At 33.4% G+C, this 19,660-nt stretch carries 16 protein-coding genes; 9 read left to right on the top strand and 7 right to left on the bottom strand.

Translation table 11 applies throughout. The annotated features are described in order from the left end of the window. Positions 1-5 precede the first annotated feature (5 nt). The 3 genes from ACRASX_RS14295 to ACRASX_RS14285 form a co-directional block, all read right to left on the bottom strand. Positions 6-1,211 carry an efflux RND transporter periplasmic adaptor subunit gene (locus ACRASX_RS14295; RefSeq protein ID WP_432221716.1) on the bottom strand — a complete coding sequence of 402 codons (1,206 nt, stop codon included), beginning with the start codon at positions 1,209-1,211 and terminating at the stop codon, positions 6-8. Between the two features lie 4 nt (positions 1,212-1,215). Beyond that, a complete protein-coding gene (locus tag ACRASX_RS14290) occupies positions 1,216-5,535 on the bottom strand; it encodes a CusA/CzcA family heavy metal efflux RND transporter (protein ID WP_432221715.1) in 4,320 nt (1,439 codons plus the stop codon). An 88-nt stretch (positions 5,536-5,623) separates the two neighbouring features. After that, positions 5,624-6,025, bottom strand: a complete 402-nt coding sequence (locus ACRASX_RS14285; protein WP_432221714.1) for a DUF6660 family protein — start codon at positions 6,023-6,025, stop codon at positions 5,624-5,626. 358 nt (positions 6,026-6,383) lie between these two features. Here ACRASX_RS14285 and nadC point away from each other — a divergent pair, with 358 nt between their 5' ends. The 4 genes from nadC to priA all read left to right on the top strand — a co-directional run bounded on the left by nadC (position 6,384) and on the right by priA (position 11,417). Further along, positions 6,384-7,241 (top strand): carboxylating nicotinate-nucleotide diphosphorylase, encoded by an 858-nt coding sequence (gene nadC / locus ACRASX_RS14280; protein WP_066306923.1) that lies wholly within the window; start codon positions 6,384-6,386, stop codon positions 7,239-7,241. Positions 7,242-7,263: 22 nt separating this feature from the next. After that, a complete protein-coding gene (locus ACRASX_RS14275) occupies positions 7,264-8,190 on the top strand; it encodes a YihY/virulence factor BrkB family protein (protein WP_432221713.1) in 927 nt (308 codons plus the stop codon). Between the two features lie 94 nt (positions 8,191-8,284). After that, positions 8,285-8,716, top strand: coding sequence for a DUF2147 domain-containing protein (locus ACRASX_RS14270; protein WP_432221712.1), 432 nt, complete (start codon positions 8,285-8,287; stop codon positions 8,714-8,716). Between the two features lie 250 nt (positions 8,717-8,966). Beyond that, positions 8,967-11,417 (top strand): replication restart helicase PriA, encoded by a 2,451-nt coding sequence (gene priA, locus ACRASX_RS14265; RefSeq protein WP_432221711.1) that lies wholly within the window; start codon positions 8,967-8,969, stop codon positions 11,415-11,417. Position 11,418: 1 nt separating this feature from the next. Here the strand turns inward: priA and ACRASX_RS14260 are convergent, their stop codons facing one another. After that, on the bottom strand, positions 11,419-12,117 hold the full coding sequence (locus ACRASX_RS14260; RefSeq protein WP_066306913.1) for a LytR/AlgR family response regulator transcription factor: 699 nt from the start codon (positions 12,115-12,117) through the stop codon (positions 11,419-11,421). A gap of 181 nt (positions 12,118-12,298) precedes the next feature. Between ACRASX_RS14260 and rpsF the strand changes: the two genes are divergently transcribed. The 4 genes from rpsF (at position 12,299) to ACRASX_RS14240 (ending at position 14,018) form a co-directional block, all read left to right on the top strand. Next, entirely contained in the window at positions 12,299-12,640 is a 342-nt protein-coding gene (rpsF, locus tag ACRASX_RS14255) for a 30S ribosomal protein S6 (RefSeq protein ID WP_066306911.1), read from the top strand. Positions 12,641-12,645: 5 nt separating this feature from the next. Then, a complete protein-coding gene (gene rpsR / locus ACRASX_RS14250; RefSeq protein ID WP_066306910.1) occupies positions 12,646-12,942 on the top strand; it encodes a 30S ribosomal protein S18 in 297 nt (98 codons plus the stop codon). Between the two features lie 66 nt (positions 12,943-13,008). Beyond that, complete coding sequence (gene rplI / locus ACRASX_RS14245) at positions 13,009-13,446, top strand: 50S ribosomal protein L9 (protein ID WP_066306909.1); 438 nt, start codon at positions 13,009-13,011, stop codon at positions 13,444-13,446. Positions 13,447-13,544: 98 nt separating this feature from the next. After that, positions 13,545-14,018, top strand: coding sequence for a DUF6495 family protein (locus ACRASX_RS14240; RefSeq protein ID WP_066306908.1), 474 nt, complete (start codon positions 13,545-13,547; stop codon positions 14,016-14,018). Between the two features lie 59 nt (positions 14,019-14,077). Here the strand turns inward: ACRASX_RS14240 and ACRASX_RS14235 are convergent, their stop codons facing one another. The 3 genes from ACRASX_RS14235 to ACRASX_RS14225 are packed head-to-tail and all read right to left on the bottom strand — an operon-like array spanning position 14,078 to position 18,483. Next, entirely contained in the window at positions 14,078-16,540 is a 2,463-nt protein-coding gene (locus tag ACRASX_RS14235; protein WP_432221710.1) for a YbcC family protein, read from the bottom strand. Between the two features lie 51 nt (positions 16,541-16,591). Beyond that, positions 16,592-18,166, bottom strand: coding sequence for a proton-conducting transporter membrane subunit (locus ACRASX_RS14230; protein WP_432221709.1), 1,575 nt, complete (start codon positions 18,164-18,166; stop codon positions 16,592-16,594). A gap of 11 nt (positions 18,167-18,177) precedes the next feature. After that, positions 18,178-18,483: a hypothetical protein gene (locus tag ACRASX_RS14225; RefSeq protein WP_432221708.1), complete on the bottom strand. Its 306-nt coding sequence runs from the start codon at positions 18,481-18,483 to the stop codon at positions 18,178-18,180. Positions 18,484-18,582: 99 nt separating this feature from the next. On the opposite strand from ACRASX_RS14225, the gene ACRASX_RS14220 reads away from it, so the two are divergent. Further along, a complete protein-coding gene (locus ACRASX_RS14220; protein ID WP_066306904.1) occupies positions 18,583-19,476 on the top strand; it encodes a LysR family transcriptional regulator in 894 nt (297 codons plus the stop codon). Positions 19,477-19,660 lie beyond the last annotated feature (184 nt).

Raw genomic sequence — 19,660 nt, 5'->3', positions numbered from 1 at the left:
ATTTTTTAATGTGAATGCTCGCCACCGCCAATCAAAGCTGATTGCAGATAGAAAGCGCCTTTAGTTACAATTTCTGCATCTTCAGGAATTGAAGTTACAAATTTAATTTCGGTATACCCCATATCAGTAGTGCCAACAATTACCTCTATCAATTTAAAATGAACTTCATTGTGTTCGTCTTTTGTAATGGTATGGTTTTCAATTTCTTTCATAAAAACATAGTAATTGTCCCCATTGCGAATAACAGCTTCTTTAGGCAAAGCTTTTACTTTGGCTCGGTCGATATCGATATTTGCGGAAACGTACATTCCGGAAATGAGATCTTTAGAATCCTTCGGATCAATTTTAGCGTGTACTGCAACCGTTTTACTACTGTTGGAAAACGATTTATTAATTCCGAAAATCTTTCCTTTTATTGATTTATTAGATTGATTCGTCAGTATAAAATCGACTTCTTGACCAATAGAAATGCTATACAAATCTTTTTCATATACATCCAAATCCAAGTGCATTTGGCTGTTATCAACAACTTCGAACAACGTAATTCCGGTTGCTGCAAATCCACCTTTTCGGATACTAATTTCGCCAACATAACCGTTTATAGGACTTATAATTGGAATGGTACCACTTTTAGAGTTTGGACTGACGTGCAAGGTTTCTAATTTAGTTTTTGCGGCTTGCGCTCTCACTTCTTCCATTTTCAGTTTTGATTTTACCTCTTGAAAAACTTTGCGTGCTGTAATATTTTGATCAGTTAAAATCTTTTGGCGATCGAACTCTAATTGCAAATATTCGATACTTGCCAAAGCTGACTGATACTCTTGCTGAATTTCGGTAATTTCTAAATTTTTTAGGGTAGCCAAAACGGTTCCTTTTTTTACGAAAGTGCCTTCTAGAACGTAAATATCTTTAACTACTCCGCTCATTAAAGTTGCTACATTTGCTGAGTTTTGAGGAGGAACTGTAGTTGTTCCTGTCGCCTTTATAATCGATTTTAAGTTCCTTTCTTCGACCAGAGCAGTTGCAATTCCTACCGTTTTGTATTGATCTTCAGTTAGCGAAACTTCAGTCTTTGGTTTTTCGTCTTCGTGATTATCTTCTGCATGATTTTCTTCCTCCTTTTGTTTACACGAAATCTGACATAAAGTCAAAAGAAGAACTATAACAACTGTTGAAAGTTTTATTGATACTATTGGAAATATATTTTTCATTCTATTAGTTTTTTTGAATTGATGGAAATTGTAAAGTAATAGCGCTTTGATTGTAGGCTTGTAAAGAGGTCGTATATTGTTTTTTTATATCAATCGCTTGATTCAAATAACCAATGTACATCCAGTAATTCATATCGCCACTGAAGTAACTTACTTGCGCTGTTTTTATAATTGACTCCGCATATTTTAATCCTTCATTTTGATAATAAACTAAGCCACTTTGTTGCTTTTCAAATTCACTTTTCAATTCCTCCATGTATAATTTTAGTTGCCATTTCGAATTATTATATTCCATTTTAGTTTGCTCGACTTGTATTTGTGCTGCTTTTGCTTTAGTCGAAAAATTTTGTCCCAAAAGTGGGATTTGTAATCCTGCTGTAAAACCTTGGTAGTAATAACGCTGATCCAGACTTTGTGCAAAATAACCTAAACCTAATTTTGGTGCGCGTTGTGCTTGCAAACTTTCTACTTCTTTTTCATAAACAGTCACTTGCTGCTGGTAATAATTCTCTAATAGTTTTTGAATAGGAGCTTCTTCCAGACCCATATTTCCCTGAAATTCCAAAGGAGTTTTTTTATCAGGAATAACAGTTTGTTCCGTTTGGATGAAATATTGGAGCTGCTTTTGATAAATAGCCAAATCATATTGAATTTGTACTTTCTCTGTCGAAATTTCCATACACTTTGCTTTTGCGCTAATGACTTCAATTTGCCCACTTTCTCCTGTTTTATAACGCAACTCTGCATTTTTTAAAAATGCACTGTAAATAATTTCTAATTCAGAATTCAGCTGTTCCAATGCCACGCCATACAAGTATTGATAGTAAGCCAAGGTTACTGCTTTTTCTATTTCATAAGAAGTTAACGCTTTTCGGTTTTCAGCTAGCTTCACTAGTGCTTGCTGTAGTTTGCGATTGGTACTAGTGCTTTTTCCAATAGGGAAATATTGTTGCACTGAGAAATTGTTATCGTAAAGTTCACCATTTATTTGTCCGCCTTGATATTCAATCTGTAAAGGATCTGCTTGAAAAGCAGTCTTTTTTAGCAGCGTTTGTTTTTCAACTTCTTTAGTAGCAATTTTAAGACTGCTGTTATTGGATTTTGCCAAAGTTACTGCTTCGCTCAAACTAACAACAATGGCATCTTGAGCAAAAGCAGACGTGTTAAACAGTATAAAACAAACGATTAATGTTGTTTTTAGAGTAGGATTAATTTTCATTTTTATTTTTTTTTCTGAAAATAAATAAAGAATAGGTAGTATGATTAAAGTTAAGAGAGTAGCGGTCATCAAGCCACCAATAACTACGGTTGCCAAAGGTTTTTGTACTTCTGCGCCGCCACTGGTAGAAAGTGCCATCGGTAAGAACCCGAGTGATGCTACTGCAGCAGTCATTAAGACTGGACGTAATCTGGTTTTGGTTCCTATTAAAACTCGTTCTAACGGTGATGTAATTCCTTCTTCTTTCAATTGATTGAAGTAGGAGATGAGTACAATTCCGTTTAAAACGGCGATACCAAATAAGGCTATAAAACCAATTCCTGCGGAGATACTAAATGGCATTCCTCTTAAATACAAGGCAAAAACACCTCCAATAGCGGAAAGTGGAATCGCAGTAAAAATAAGAATCGCTTGCTTTCCGCTTTTAAACGTAAAATAAAGTAAAACTAAAATAAAAGCTAAAGCTAATGGCACTGCAATTGAAAGTCGTTTATTGGCCTCCACTAAATTTTCAAACTGGCCTCCATAACTTACATAATAGCCTGCAGGAAGTTTAAAGTCTTTGTCTAGTTTTTGCTGAATTTCTTCGACTACACTTTTTACATCTCGACCGCGAACATTTAGACCAATTGTAATACGTCGTTCACCATTTTCTCGGCTTACTTGTACTGGTCCATTTTCATAATCTACAGTAGCGACCTGCGATAAGGGAACTTGTTGTCCGTTTGGCAACGGAATAAATAAATTGCTCACATCAGAAATATCATTTCTGTTTTCATTGGTCATGCGCACGACTAAATCGAAACGTTTGTTCTCTTCATAAATTTTACCTGCTTTTTCACCAGCGAAAGAGGACCGAATAATTTGATTTAAATCAGCTATATTCAAGCCATATAAAGCTATTTTATCGTAATCGTATTTAATGGTAATTTGTGGCAATCCGGTTATTTTATCAGCTTTTAGATCGCCAATACCTTCTACAGATTTAATTTTTTGAATTAATTCTTTGGCTTTAAGATCTAGCGTTTCTAAATTTTCTCCAAATATTTTTATCGCAATATCACTTCGACTTCCTGTCATCAATTCATTGAAGCGCATTTGTATCGGTTGGGAAACTTCGATGTTTGCACCTGGAATTTTCTCCATTTCTTCCTTCATCAAATACGATAAATCCTGCCAATTATCAGCAGTTACCCAGTCTTTTTTATCTTTCAAAACAATAATTAAATCGGCGCTTTCTATAGGCATTGGATCGGTCGGAATTTCTCCGCTACCAATCTTGGAGACAATAGTTTCTATTTCAGGAAATTTTGCTTTTAACATTTGTTCGTACTTCGTCGTTGTTTTGATCATTTGCGAAAGGGAACTCCCCGTCATAATAGTAGCATTTATAGCTAAGTCACCTTCTTCAATTGTCGGAATGAATTCTCCACCCATTCGACTAAAAAGAATTAGAGCAAAAGCAAAAAGTGCTACTGCAATTCCCAGTACAATTTTTTTAATTTGCAAGGCGCTTTTTAAAATGGGTTCGTATATATTTTCTAACCAAGTCATCATTCGATCACTAAAATTAGGTTTTTGCTCCGTATTTTTAGATAGAAATAAAGCACTCATCATTGGCACGTACGTCAGCGATAATATAAAAGCACCTATAACAGCAAAGGCAACGGTCATCGCCATTGGACGGAACATTTTTCCTTCGGTTCCTACTAGCGTTAAAATTGGCAAATACACTATTAAAATAATGATTTCTCCAAAGGCAGCACTGTTTCTAATTTTAGATGCCGATTGATAAATTTCAACATCCATTTCCTCTTGATTAAGAACTCGCTTGCGCTTTTTATGATACAAATGATGCATCGAAGCTTCTACTATAATTACAGCTCCATCCACGATGATTCCAAAATCAATAGCACCCAAACTCATTAAATTTCCGCTTACGCCAAAAGCATTCATTAGTATAACTGCAAACAACATGGCCAACGGAATCACAGAGGCAACTATTAGTCCAGCTCGAAGATTTCCTAAAAATAAAATCAGTACAAAAATAACAATTAAAGCTCCTTCAATTAAGTTTTTAGAAATGGTGCCAATTGCATTATCGACTAGTTTACTTCGGTCAATAAAAGCTTCGGCTGTAACTCCTTCTGGAAGCATTTTGTTAATTTCAGCCATTTTGGATTTCACTCGTTCTACAACAGCTTTAGAATTTTCGCCTTTTAGCATAAGCGCTAAACCACCCACGATTTCGCCTTTACCATCTTTTGTTGTTGCTCCAAATCGAATTGCAGTTCCGTATTGAACCGTAGCGATATTTCGAATTAATATTGGAGTTCCATTGCGATTTTTGACCACAATATTGCCAATATCCGTGAGGTTTGTTGCCATACCGACTCCACGAATTAAAAATGCATATTCATCTTTTTCGATGTAAGCTCCACCGGTGTTTTGGTTGTTTTTTTGTAGCGCATCAAAAATTTCGGTAATTGTAACGTTAGCGCTATTTAGGCGATTTGGGTCGACCGCAATTTCATATTGTTTGACGCTTCCGCCCCAAGTACTTACCTCCGCTATGCCTTTAACCCCTTGTAATTGCGGGACAATAATCCAATCCTGAATGGTGCGTAAACTGGTGGCATCATATTTATCTTCGTATCCCTCTTTTGCATAAACATCGTATTGGTATATTTCTCCAAGTCCGGTCGTAATAGGAGCTAATGAGGGCGAATCCACGTAATCAGGAATATTTTCTTCGGCTTCTTTTAGACGTTGAAAAACCTGTTCTCTTGCCCAGTATGTATCGGCATCATCTTCAAAAACTACTGTAACTACAGACAGACCGAAACGAGAAATACTGCGCAATTCAACTACTTTCGGAATTGTTTTAAAAGCTTGTTCTAAAGGATAGGTAATGAGTTGCTCTACTTCTTGACTGGCCAAAGTAGGAGCAGTTGTAATAATTTGTACCTGATTATTGGTTACATCAGGTAAGGCGTCGAGTGGTAAATGTTTTAATGAATATGCTCCCCAACCAATTAAAATTAGGGTAAAAAGTAGTATAATGAACTTGTTCTTTATACTAAACTGAATGATTTTGTCTAACATTTTAGTAGTACTGAATGAAAAAATTAGGCATTATTTTGCCATACTTTGGTGTATTTACCATTTTTCGTTCTCTATTAAAAGAGATTCATTATACTATTTGCGGCGGTTGCCAAATACTTCCAAAGAAATTAGACTGGAATGTCGAACTGTAAGTTGGAACAGGAGAAAGAATAAGCTGATTTTCTTTTATAAAAATAAAAACTACAGCAGGATTAAAGCTCAAAACTTGAGCCGCGCAACAATTGCAAGAGCAAAAAGGCGGACATAAATCCGTATGTTTTTCATTTGTGTGCGAATGTGAATTGTTTGCAATACTAGTAGAAATACTATCAATATGAAACTCATTTACTTTAGTATCAGCGCAAGGCAAACACGATAGTAAGATTAAATAGATTGATAATATGATTGTTTTAATTTTCACAAATGTAAAAGTAACTAATTTTTTTTTGAATAAAAAGCAACAGCCTTTTCTTATACTGCAAATTTTCATTCTTCAAATCCTTTTAAAATTCTGATGAGAACTATTTTTTATAAAAAAAAGGTTTACTGTTTTTTCTGTATTTCTAACTTCTTAAAGTTTTATTTCAATAAAAAACGTGCTTCAAATTATTTGGAGCACGTTTAACTTAGTGTAGTATTTATTAAATCTGTTTATATACTTATTTGCAATTTAATTTATCAGAATATCCTTTACTAATTTACACTTTTATTATTGTAAACTAGTAATTTATAGTTTTTATTTAACGAAAAAACTTATAAATTATCCTTATATTATATCAATCACAGTTAGAAAATTTTCAATTAGCTTAAATATGTGCTACTTTAGCAGTACTAAATAACTCAATAAAATGATTAGCGACGCACAATTTCAATCTGAATTAGATAACCTTGTTTTTAATGCAATACGAGAAGATGTCGGCCCAGGAGATTATAGTTCATTGGCTTGCATTCCTGTTTCGGCAAAGGGAAAAGCACATTTATTGGTTAAAGATCAAGGTATTATTGCTGGAGTTGAATTTGCGAAAATGATTTTTAAATATGTTGATTCCAATTTAAAAATTATCACTTTTATTACAGATGGTACCACAGTTAATTACGGAGATATTGTTTTTGAAGTCGAAGGAAGTTCACAATCGATATTAAAAGCAGAACGTGTTGTTTTAAATTCAATGCAAAGAATGTCTGCAATAGCAACAAAAACAAATCAGTATTCAGAATTAGTTAAGGGAACGAAAGCAAAAATTTTAGATACTCGCAAAACTACTCCAAATTTTAGAGTTTGTGAAAAATGGGCTGTAAAAATAGGAGGTGGAGAAAATCATCGTTTTGCACTTTATGATATGATTATGTTGAAAGACAATCATATTGATTTTGCGGGAGGAATTACATTAGCAATTGCTAAGACTGTAGACTACTTAAAAGATAATAATTTAGATTTAAAGATAATCGTTGAAGCACGAACTCTAGACGAAATTAGAGAAATATTACAAAGTGACGGAGTGCACCGTATTTTAATTGATAACTTTAATTACGAGGATACCAAAACTGCTGTTGCCTTGATTGGTAACCGATGTCAAACAGAATCATCTGGTAATATCAATGAAAAAACTATTAGAGAATATGCCTTGTGTGGCGTTGATTATATTTCTTCAGGTGCTCTGACGCATTCCGTCTATAATATGGACTTGAGTTTAAAAGCAGTTTAAAAGGTTTCGTAAACAACAATATATGTCTGAAACAATTGAAAATCGTCTCGAAAAAGTACCATTGCTTGGTACGTTGGTTCGATTTTTAAAGAAAGTAAAGTTGCCTTGGCTTAACGGATTATCGCTCTACGATTTAATCCAGATGTATACTAAAGGGATTCTCGAGGGGGCATTTTCTTATCACGCAAGTGCGGTTGCTTTTAGCTTTTTCATGGCACTTTTTCCTTTCGCATTATTTATTTTAAACTTAATTCCGTACATACCGATTGAAGGTTTTCAGGAAGATTTTTTGCGTTTTGTGCAACAAGGCGTACCTCCAAATACCTTTGATGCAGTCGAAAAAATCATCAACGATATTTTAAATAATAGTCATTCTGGATTGCTATCTACAGGTTTTTTACTATCTATTTTTTTAATGGCCAACGGAGTCAGCGGCACTTTAGGTGGTTTCCAATCTTCAAAGCATGTATTCGATAAACGGGGTTTTTTTAATCAGTACTTAGTTGCGTTAGCAATCTCCTTAACCTTGTCATTATTATTGCTAGTAACTGTAGCGACAATTGTAGTATTTGAGGTTATTATCCAGAAAACAATAGTTCAGGATATTTTAAGTGACACGATTCCACTCATTATATTTGGCCGATATGCTTTTGTTGTTCTAATGATTTTGCTAACAACCTCTATATTATTGCGTTATGGGACAAAACAATACAATAAAGTGCCTTTTTTCAGCATTGGTTCTGTTTTTACCACCATTTTAATTGTTATATCTTCATACTTTTTCGGAATTTGGGTTATAAAATTCTCAAAATACAATGAACTTTACGGCTCAATCGGGACATTATTAATTCTAATGTTTTATATTTGGATTAACTGTATGATCTTGCTTTTGGGTTTTGAACTCAATGCAACCATCAGAAATTTGAAACAAAAAAAAACCACTATTTAATTTTATTTAAGATTTTAAAGCTTCATTTTTACCTAAATATATTTTAGGTATGATGATTGCACTATAGATTTTAAACTTAAAAAAGAGACTAATTATGAAAAACTGGATGTTAACTTTAGGATTGTTTTTTATTGCTGTAACAAGTATGCAAAGTCAATCAGTTTTAGGAAAATGGAAGACCATTGACGATGAAACAGGTGTTGCAAAATCGATTGTTGAAGTGTACGAAAAATCGGGAAAAGTATATGGTAAAGTGGTCGAAATAATGCGAGAAGATCGCCAAAAAGAGGCGTGTACCCAATGTAAAGGTGCAAATAAAAACAAACCAATTTTAGGGATGGTTATTATTAATAACTTGAAAAAAGATGGAAACGAATACAGTTCAGGAACAATTTTAGACCCAACTACTGGAAAAGAATACAAATGTTACATTACGCTTGAATCTCCAGATAAATTGAAAGTTCGTGGTTACGTAGGTTTTGCTTTAATGGGTCGTACTCAGTATTGGGTAAGAGTTAAAAATTAAATTAAGACGTAAATTTTATTTTTAGAAGAAGTATCAAAATTAAACATAAGTCATCTCACCGATGACTTTTATGTTTTTATAGTTTTTATAATTGTAAATATTGCTTAATCTAGTCTAATGATTTACTGGATAAGGTTTATAATAAAGTATATTTTACAAGTTACCTATCTAAATTACTGGTATCGTTTACTAACTAAATTGTACTAATTTAGCTTACTTATTTACTGAACTACAATAATATTTCTACACTATGTTTTTTGTCGAAGTCATTTTGCCGCTTTCTTTAGCTAAAACTTTTACATATCGTGTTTCTGAAGCTGAATATCATTTTATTCAGAAAGGAATGCGGGTGGCTGTGCCCTTCGGTAAAAGTAAAATGTACACCGCATTGGTTCTTGAAACGCATCAAAACCAACCTACATTATATGAAGCCAAAGAAATTCACCAAATTTTGGATGAAAAACCTATTGCAACTGAAGTACAATTGAAACATTGGCTTTGGATCGCTTCGTATTATATGTGTGGAATTGGAGATGTTTACAGAGGCGCTTTCCCGAGTGCATTGCTTTTGGAAAGCGAGACTGTAATTACCACTCAGCCCAATACTAGCATTACTATTTCTGATTTAAATGATGACGAATATTTGATTTACGAAGCATTGCAGCAACAAAGCGTTCTTAAGGTGAGTGATGTTATTGCAATCGTCAATAAAAAGAATGTTTTCCCAATTCTTCAAAAACTTATTGATAGTAATATTGTGGTTTTGCAACAAGAAATTCAAGAATCATATAAGCCAAAATTGGTTCGCTATGTAAAGTTGCATTCGCAGTTCGAATCTAATGATGGCTTAACTACTTTACTTGATGTGCTTAAAAATGCAGCGAAGCAGAAGGAAATCGTCTTGGCTTATTTTCAGCTGAGTGCATCAGAGAAAAAACCAATTACAGTTAAAAAATTAGTAGAAACGTCGCAATCTTCATCAGCAGTTGTAAAAGCATTGATTGAAAAACAGATTTTTGAAGAGTATTACATTCAGCACGATCGCGTTAATTTTTCTGGAGCGATTAATGAAAAAGAATTGCTACTAAGTGAACCACAGCAAATCGCATTTACATCAATTAAAAATAGTTTTGTAGAAAAAGCAGTTTGTTTATTGCATGGAGTGACTTCTAGCGGAAAAACAGAAATTTACATTAAGTTAATTGAAGACTATTTAGCGACAGGAAAGCAAGTACTGTATTTATTACCCGAAATTGCACTAACTACTCAATTGGTCTCTCGATTGCAAGCTCATTTTGGAGATAAAGTAGCCGTTTTTCATTCCAAATACAATAATAACGAACGTGTTGAAGTTTGGAAACAAACCTTAAATAATGCAGAGAAAGCGCAAATTATAATAGGTGCACGATCGGCTTTGTTTTTGCCTTTTTTTAGTTTGGGATTGATAATTGTAGATGAAGAACACGAGCAAACGTTCAAGCAAGCAGATCCAGCACCACGTTATCACGCGCGAGATGCAGCTATAGTTTTGGCTAATTTGCATGAAGCCAAAGTGCTTTTAGGATCAGCAACTCCAAGTCTAGAAACGTACTACAACACACAATCGGATAAATTTGGATTGGTGACTTTAGCAGAACGGTACAATAATGTTCGAATGCCAGAAATCACTTTGGTCGATTTAAAAGATAAGTATTTTCGAAAAAAAATGACAGCACATTTTAGCGATGTTCTGATTGAGCAAATTACCGACGCATTGTCTTTGGGCGAACAAGTAATTTTATTTCAAAATCGTCGTGGATTTTCACCGATAATCGAATGTATAACGTGTGGTCACGTTCCTGAATGTCCGCAATGCGACGTGAGCTTGACTTTTCACAAACATAAAAATCAGCTGCGCTGCCATTATTGTGGTTACAGCATGGCAAAGCCCACGCATTGTCACAGTTGTTCTAGTGTCGATTTAACGACAAAAGGATTTGGAACGGAGCAAATTGAACAGGAATTACACACTTTATTTCCATCTGCAAAAATTGGTAGAATGGATCAAGACACAACTCGTGGAAAGTTTGGTTTTGAAAAAATTATAGATAGTTTTAAAAATCGTGAAATTGATATTTTGGTAGGAACTCAAATGCTTGCTAAGGGATTGGATTTTGACAATGTGAGTTTGGTTGGAATCATGAATGCCGATAATATGCTGTATCATCCCGATTTCAGGGCTTTTGAACGCAGTTTTCAGATGATGACTCAAGTAGCGGGAAGAGCAGGAAGGGCAGAAAAGCAAGGAAAAGTAATCATCCAAACCTACAATCCAAATCACAATACCATTCAACAAGTAACGACTAATAATTACTTAGGGATGTATAATGAACAATTATATGATCGTCAAATATACAAATACCCACCTTATTTTAGAGTTGTAAAATTGACGATAAAACACCGTGATTTTGATAAGCTAAAAGAAGGTTCAATGTGGTTGTACCAAGTGTTGAGTCAGTCATTGCCAGTGCCTGTTTTGGGTCCCGAAGAGCCTGGAATTAGCAGAATTAGAAACGAGTACATTCGAACTATAATGATAAAAATTCCACACAACTTGCCGTTAGCAAGCACAAAAAAAACTATTCAGAAGGTTTTGAATAGTTTTGAGGCAGTTGCGGTATATCGATCGATAAAAGTGACCGTAAACGTTGATTTCTATTAAATTAGTTTGATGTAGAGAGAGCTCTAACTAAATCTTCTTTTTTATTTCGGCTCAACGGTATTTTAGTGATGCCAATTTCTGCAAACTTACTATTAAAGCGCTCAACTTTATCTATATTAATAATATACGATTTGTGTACACGAATAAATTTATCTTTGGATAAGTCTTTTTCAAATGATTTCATTGTCGAAAGAACCAAGTTGCTATCGTCTTCGGTCACCACACGTACATAATCACCGAAAGCCTCAATCCATTTTATTTTTGAAGTGAAAATCTTCAATTTTTTAAGATTGCTTTTAATGAAAATATGTTCGCCTTCTTCTTCTTTGGTTTCTGTACGCAATAAATACAAATCAATAGCGCGTTTTACAGAGGCATTAAAGCGGTCCACTGCGATCGGTTTTTGCAAATAATCCGTAGCATCATAATCAAAAGCTTTCATCGCATATTCTGCTTTGGAAGTAATGAAAATAATCTGAGGTTTGGACTTTAAACCATCTAAGAAATCAAATCCATTAATTACAGGCATCTCAATATCCAAAAATATTAAGTCTACATTATTTAGTGAGATGCAACTTTTTGCTTCAATTGCATTAGAAAAATCCCCTATCAAATGTAAATTAGTATGATTGTTGACAAGCTTTGCAATAATGGTCCTTTGAATAGAACTATCATCTACAACGACACAATTTAACTTCATATGATTAATTTAAGCTAGTAATTAAATAGGATAATTACATGTAAATATAATGTTTAAAATTTGAAAGAGAAATTTTTGTCGGCTTTATTTCGTATTTCATCGAATAATTCTTATTTGATAGTGGTTTATATAAAATTTATTATTACTTTTGCAGCCAAATTAACAAATAAATACATTATTTATGAATCATTATGAAACTGTTTTCATTTTAAATCCCGTTTTATCTGAAGTTCAGGTAAAGGAAACAGTAAGCAAATTTGAAGATTTTCTTACTAGTAGAGGAGCTGAAATGGTATCTAAAGAGGATTGGGGTCTGAAAAAAATGGCTTACGAAATCCAGAACAAAAAAAGTGGTTTTTATCACTTATTTGAATTTAAAGTATCAGGAGAAGTTTTAATCGCTTTTGAAACTGAATTTAGACGTGACGAAAGAATTATGCGTTTCTTAACTGTAAGTTTAGATAAACACGCTATTTCTTGGGCGGAAAGAAGAAGAGTAAAACTTAAATCTCAAAAAGCTTAATTAGTATGGCATCAATAGAACAATCTGCAAAAGGAAAAAAAGACGGAGATATCAGATATCTTACTCCTTTAAATATAGAGACTAACAAACAAAAGAAATATTGTCGTTTCAAAAAATCTGGAATCAAATACATCGATTTTAAAGATGCTGATTTCTTATTGAAGTTTGTAAATGAGCAAGGAAAAATTCTTCCTCGTCGTTTAACAGGTACTTCATTGAAATACCAAAGAAAAGTTTCTGTGGCTGTAAAAAGAGCACGTCACTTAGCTTTAATGCCATACGTGGCGGATTTATTAAAATAATCAATACTAATTGGTTGTTGGTTTTCTGAAAGATGAAACCTAACTTCTATAAAAAAGGACAACAACATGGAACTTATTTTAAAACAAGACGTTCAAAACTTAGGGTTTAAAGACGATGTGGTTAATGTTAAAAACGGTTACGGACGTAACTTTTTAATACCACAAGGATTTGCTCATATGGCAACACCTTCTGCAAAGAAAGTATTGGCTGAAAACCTAAAACAAAGAGCGCACAAAGAAGCAAAAATTGTTGATGATGCTAAGAAAATAGCTGAAGCAATTAAAGCTATCGAAATTAAGATCACTGCAAAAGCAGGTGGAGAAAAATTATTCGGTTCAATCACGAATATTGATATCGCTGCAGCTTTAGCAAAAGGTGGACAAGAAATTGATAGAAAATTCATCACAAGCGGAATCGTTAAACGTACAGGTAAATATACTGCAAACGTACGTTTACACAGAGATGTAATAGTTGAATTACCTTACGAAATTGTTGCTGAATAGTAGTAATTTTACTTTATATAATGAAATCCCGATGTATGTCGGGATTTTTTTTGTACTTTTTTTTAGAAATTTGATTTCTATTAATAAAATTTTTCACAATGAAATACGCAAGACTTACAAAAGAACAATTTGATGAATTACATACTGAATTTGCTACTTTTTTAGCAAGTCAATCCATTGATAAGGGTGAATGGGATTCTATAAAAGAAAATAAACCCGAAGTTGCTGAACAGGAATTAGATGTTTTCTCTGATTTAGTTTGGGAAGGAGTACTTTCGAGAGCACAGTTTTTAGAGCACTTTTCAAAGAATCACATTTTTTTATTTGAGTGTTTTGAAACCGACATAAAATCGATTGTATTGAAATCTTTGGTTCCAGAAGTTGATTTTCTAACGAAGGAAGGTTTACAATGGTTAAGCGACAATATGTTTACGGATACTATAGAAATGAAGATTGGTAAAAAAGTCTTTACTGAAGAACGCAATAATTCTATTTTTCAACTGATTCAACAAGGTGCTTTTTTAACCGATGGTAAGTTGTTTACTCAGATTAATACGATCGTAGAATCATAAATATTTAAATTAAAAAGACCGTTTTTGAATTCAAATACGGTCTTTTTTATAGTGATATTTTATATCGTTTCCCAATTTAAATTACCGGTATATCTATTACTAATTTTACCGTCTTCATTCATTTGTAGTAATTTAAGCCAGCCATTATCAACCAAATTACGGACCAATTTATTCTGTTCAATTACTTGGTTAAGAGATTCTATTTTTGCTTCTATTATCACGTTTAAAATTGTTGGATTATGTTGCAAATAATTGCCGTCACTTATAGATTGCATTGGTAAACCAGTTCTTAGATCTCCGCTAAATCCTTCGATTACACCTATTCCTGCAGTAATGTTGTGTAAGGTTTTGTTTCCAGATCCTAGTTTTTTATTATCTACGGTGGAGGCGTAATATTGTAAACTAATCCAGCTCGTTACGACCATTGGAGCAGTCATAATCGCCTGAAGTATTTTGTTTTCAGTATCTTTTTCACAGTCGTACGTGTGTAAAAAAACTTTACCATTTAGGTTTAGATTTTTTGTTCTTTGCTGTTTACCGATCAAGAAAGCAGAGCAACCAGCCAATCCCCATTCGGGACGAACTTGAGACCAGTCTCTACTTCTTTGAGTAACATTTTTGTTTTCGGTTGACATTCTGATGGCACGTTCTGTACGAGTTACTCCAGTTGCTGTTTGTAAATTAGTTTTTAATGATTTAAATAATTGCTCATGACTGCTGCTCAAATCGTCCTCATTAAATATTGAAATTTGATCAGTCGTTGTATTGTGCAGACAAGCTACAAACACAGTGCTTTCAGGAATGTTTATATTTGACTTTTTTAACTGTGATCTTACGTATTGATTATTGAAGATGCTCGCGGCAACTTTTGCATTCGCTTCTCCCGTATGACCACCACAAGCACCGCAGTGTAAGGCAGATCCGTATGGATTATTTGTTGTACTCGCTCCATGACCAACTAACAGTACTAATTTTCCAAAGTTTTCAGTGAGAGACATTGCCGTTAACGCATTTTTAGCCATTTCAACTTGTGTATCTAACGAAATGCCGAGATTTGTTTGAATTTTTGAATTGTCTTGCAAACTAATTACAGTCAATTTTCTACTTCGTCCTGAAAAAAATCCTTTAGCGAAATGAGATAATTTGAAGGTTTCAAAAATTAATTTTGGAATGTAAAGCAAACCAAGCGGACTGACAAAGACGAAGCAACTAACGGCTCCTGATTTAAATGTTTTCCATAAACTTGCAATCTCTTGTTTTATTTTTAATCGCTTTACTGTTTTGTTATTAGTGTTGTTTTCTCTTATTTTTTCAAAAACAGTGAGTTGTGGTTTAATTAACACTGGAGTTTGCGCTTTGGTTTTATCTTTTCCAAGTGGCAAAAGATTTACGGGAAAGCCAAAGAATCCAGCAAAACCAAATGTCTGAATTTTGCTATCTGTCTTTTCTAAATTTCTTCTAAATATTTCGGATCGTACGTCAATACAAAAAATGGCTTGAACTTCTTTTTCTTTCTCGGTTTCAACTGTAGTTTTTGTAGCATTAATTACACTAATTATCTTTCTTTGTTCCGAAAAATTAAAGGCTTCTTGCAATAGTATTGTATTCGCCACTGTTCCATCGATAATAGCTTCTTCTTTAATACTCGCAAGATTCAGTTTATTTTGTTTCCATTTATCTTCTAAATTTTCATTTTTTAAAGATAAATAGGTACATAATTCCCAGCTTACTAATACTGCTAATAATTGGGTTACTTGATTTGATTCTTTCGAATCTAATTTTGCATCATAATCAATTCTAGCAGCAAAACCAGCCCAACCGTTTAAGCTTAAAAGTAGGCGTTGCAAGTAGTAAGAAGCAGCTGTACTTTTTAATCCGAATTCATTTAGTACATATTCAATGGTCTCTGTTGGTTGATCTGGTAGGTTTTGTAGCTGTTTTCTAAAACTTTTTAAACCTGCAATTTCTGGCGTTTTATCAATTAAGGCTTCTCTTTTCCAGGAGGTAAATAAGTTCTTGTTTTTCGTTAAGCTACTTAGTTGCGCTTGTCCGTTGTCAAAGTAAGAGGCACACCACAAAGAAATTCTTTGGATCGCAAATCGTTCCCATTCGACATTGGTTGTTTGACTAACTAGTTGCATAGCGGTTGCAATAGAAGGTAAAACAGATTTTTTAGAGGAAGATCTACATAAATTTTCTAAAAATATTTCTGCATTTTTGTACTGATTTGCTTTGCTGCTTTGTAATGCTTTTTCAACGTCTTGTAGTACTATTTCTTTTTTTTCTATTTTATCCAAATAAAAATTAATGGGCATTGTAGAGTCTATGTTGGCGAGATAGGAAAGCTCTTGAGCGACAATTGAGAATTTTTTATCTACATTTCCGAGATATGGATTGACGGCTACAAAATTTTCAAGCGACCATAAAGGTGCTATTCTTTGACAAGCTTCAGCAATTATTTGATCTAAGGTAATATTTTGAATAGCGGGAATACTCGTCAAAGTTTCTTCGATTGTTTGCATTTTTTTCTTTTTAAGGTTTGGTTAATCGTTGTTTTATTTAGGACTTTGCTATTAATTTTTAGTGGAGTTGAGCGCACCAACCAATTTGTCAAATACAGTATTAGTGTAAAAGCCATTTTTTAGATGTACTGAAAAGCGTATGAAATTTTCATTCTTTTGAAGTAATGGAGTAATCGACTGAAAAAATACTGCAGCCACAAAACCTGATAGTATTAGTGTTGCTGCTATTATTTGCATCCAATTTAAAGCAGTAGCTATAGGAAGGTCATCGGCGAATATGGTCTGTGCGAAAAATTCTCCATAATGAAAAGCGATCCAAATAAAACCAGCAGTTATTGCTGTTATAAAGATTAATTGTATAGAATGTTTGCGTATAAATGCGTCAAGAATTAATTTGCTCAACCCCAAGAGTACGATGCCAGTCAAAATTAAAACTGCAGTACTTGCTTGATAATTAGTTTTTATAGATTCTAAAAGAACGGTAATTAAGGCAAGGCAAGACAAATAAACCAGGATAATTTGAGTTAAACTTCGGTCAATTTTGGTATTATTTTTCTTTGGATCATTTTCAAATAAATTTCCAGAGGATAAAAAAGCATGCGCTTTATAAAAGGAGTGTGCAACCATGTGTAGCATTGCGGCAGAGTAAAAACCAATTCCGCAAAGAAAAAGACTAAAGCCCATGTGGGCTACGCTAGAGTATGCAAGTGCTGTTTTTATGGATGTTTGAGTTAAATACACACTCGATGCAAAAAGAGCAGTAAAGCCACCAATAACTATTAATAGAATGCTTGCGACTTGTGAGGTTTCAATTATAAAAGCCATTCGTATTACTAAAAAAGGACCAGCATTAAGTAAACCTGCATGCAATAGTGCCGAAACTGGAGTGGGTGTTTCCATAACTTCAGTGAGCCAACCATGAGTAGGAAATTGTGCCGATTTAAACAAAGCTGCGATTACTAGTAAACATGCGGCGCATCCAATAGTAAGAGGAGTCATTTGGCTTATTGCAAGTGGTTTCGTTTGTTGAAAAAGCTCTTCTAAATTTCCAGTTTTAAAAGTGTCATACAATAATGCTAAACCCACAAAGAGAGCGAGGTCTGCTAACCTAGCTACAATAAATTTTTTGTGAGCAGCAATTTTGGCTAAAACTCGGTCTGGATAATAAAGTAATAGTTTGTTTAAAAACACACTAGTTAATACCCACGATATAAATAAAATACCGATGTTCCCTGAAATAATTAATAATTGAACGGCACCAATAGTTGCTGCTAAACGGGCGAAGAATAATCCTTGATTTTTATCCCCATCAAGATAATTGTTGCTGAATTTTACAATTACATAACTTAAAAAACCAACCATCACAAACATACAAGCTGCGATTGAGTCTAATCTAAAACTTATGCCAATAGAATTATATCCAATAAAATCAGTTTGCATTAATCCGTTTTGGAAAACTAATACAGCAGAATAAATTGAAATTAGAAAGTAAAATAACGCGGCAGTATTTGTGGTTTTCTTTAAAAAATTAGGAGTGCCAAAATAGGGAAAAGCACTTAGCAATGCAATGATAAAAAAAAGTAAGGGAGAAAAGAGAAGTAAGGATAGAAGTATATTTTCAGACATGATTTATTATTTTAAAGTGTAATTATTGAACTCGGTACAATTGATATTGTAGCTTTTATATCTAAAAGCTCATTAGACGCTTTTGCGTTTTTTAGATAGCGGTTTAATGCTTTTTGATGAGATGCTAGTGTAGCGATTCTTTGTGGGGAATTTTCGTTACTGATTCCAAAACGGATGAGTTCACTAAAATTGCGAATTTCATGAAAGTCAATTTTTTTCTGAATAATGTGATTGATAATCTCCATTGTTTCTTGCGGCAAAAAAGTTCCATTGATTAAATCGAATGTAATTTTGTTCTCGTTTGTTTTTTGTTCCATTTCGAAAATTTTAAATTGTGACTATTTTTTTTACAAAGGTCATGGATAGTGATTATATATTTTTATTTATATTTGTTATGTTGTATATAAAAATATTTTATGAATTATACGATTCACCAATTACAGATTTTTTTAAAAGTTGTTCAAAAATTGAGCATTACCAAAGCTGCAGAAGAGCTATTTATGACTCAACCTGCCGTTTCTATTCAACTAAAAAATTTGCAAGATCAATTTGATATTCCTCTTACAGAGGTTATAGGTCGACAATTGTATGTCACAGAATTTGGAAAAGAAATTGCTGTAATTGCAGAAAGAGTGATCGAGGAACTCGAAAATATTAACTATAAAACCATCGAGTACAAAGGAATGCTCAAGGGAAAACTGGTTATTTCATCGGCATCGACCGGGAAATATGTAATTCCATTTTTCTTGTCGGGCTTTTTAGAAAACAATCCTGGAATAGATTTAGTTTTGGACGTTACCAATAAAAGCATGGTAATTGAAAGTTTAAAAAATAATTTGATTGAATTTGCATTGGTTTCTCAATTGCCTGAGAAATTAAATATTGAAGAAGAATTATTGGTAGACAATAAATTATATCTTGTGGGTAATGAGCCAGAACGCGCTAAGGATAAACCACTTATTTATAGAGAAGAAGGATCTGCGACACGAATGGCAATGGAAAAGTACTTTAACGATAGTAAAGGAAAACAAAGAAAACAGATTGAATTATCTACCAATGAAGCGGTAAAACAAGCCGTTATTGCGGGTTTAGGCTATTCTATAATGCCGTTAATTGGTTTGCAAAATGAATTAATGCAAGAGCAGGTATTTATTCTTCCAGCCAAAAAAACACCTATTGTGACACAATGGAGATTAATTTGGTTGAAAGAAAAAAAATTATCACCAGTTGCCAAAGCTTTTTTGGAATTCGTTCGTTCAGAAAAACAATCGATTTTACAAAAGAATTTTGATTGGTACAATAAATACTAAAATCTTAAGCAATAGCAATCCTTAAAGTGCTTTTTTTAGGTTTTAATAAAGTTTTAAAGCAAGTAATCCAAAATTAGTCGTTTGAAAATAATGAGTAAAGATTGATCAATTCAATGTGGTAGAATTTTAATTTAGTTATTTTTGTTTAAAGAAAATTTATAGTTTTAATCTTCAATTTCAGCAT

Source organism: Flavobacterium sp. TMP13, assembly GCF_050847115.1.
Taxonomy (GTDB): domain Bacteria; phylum Bacteroidota; class Bacteroidia; order Flavobacteriales; family Flavobacteriaceae; genus Flavobacterium.
Note: the sequence above shows the minus strand (reverse complement) of the source record. Positions and strands in the feature narration are given on the sequence as shown.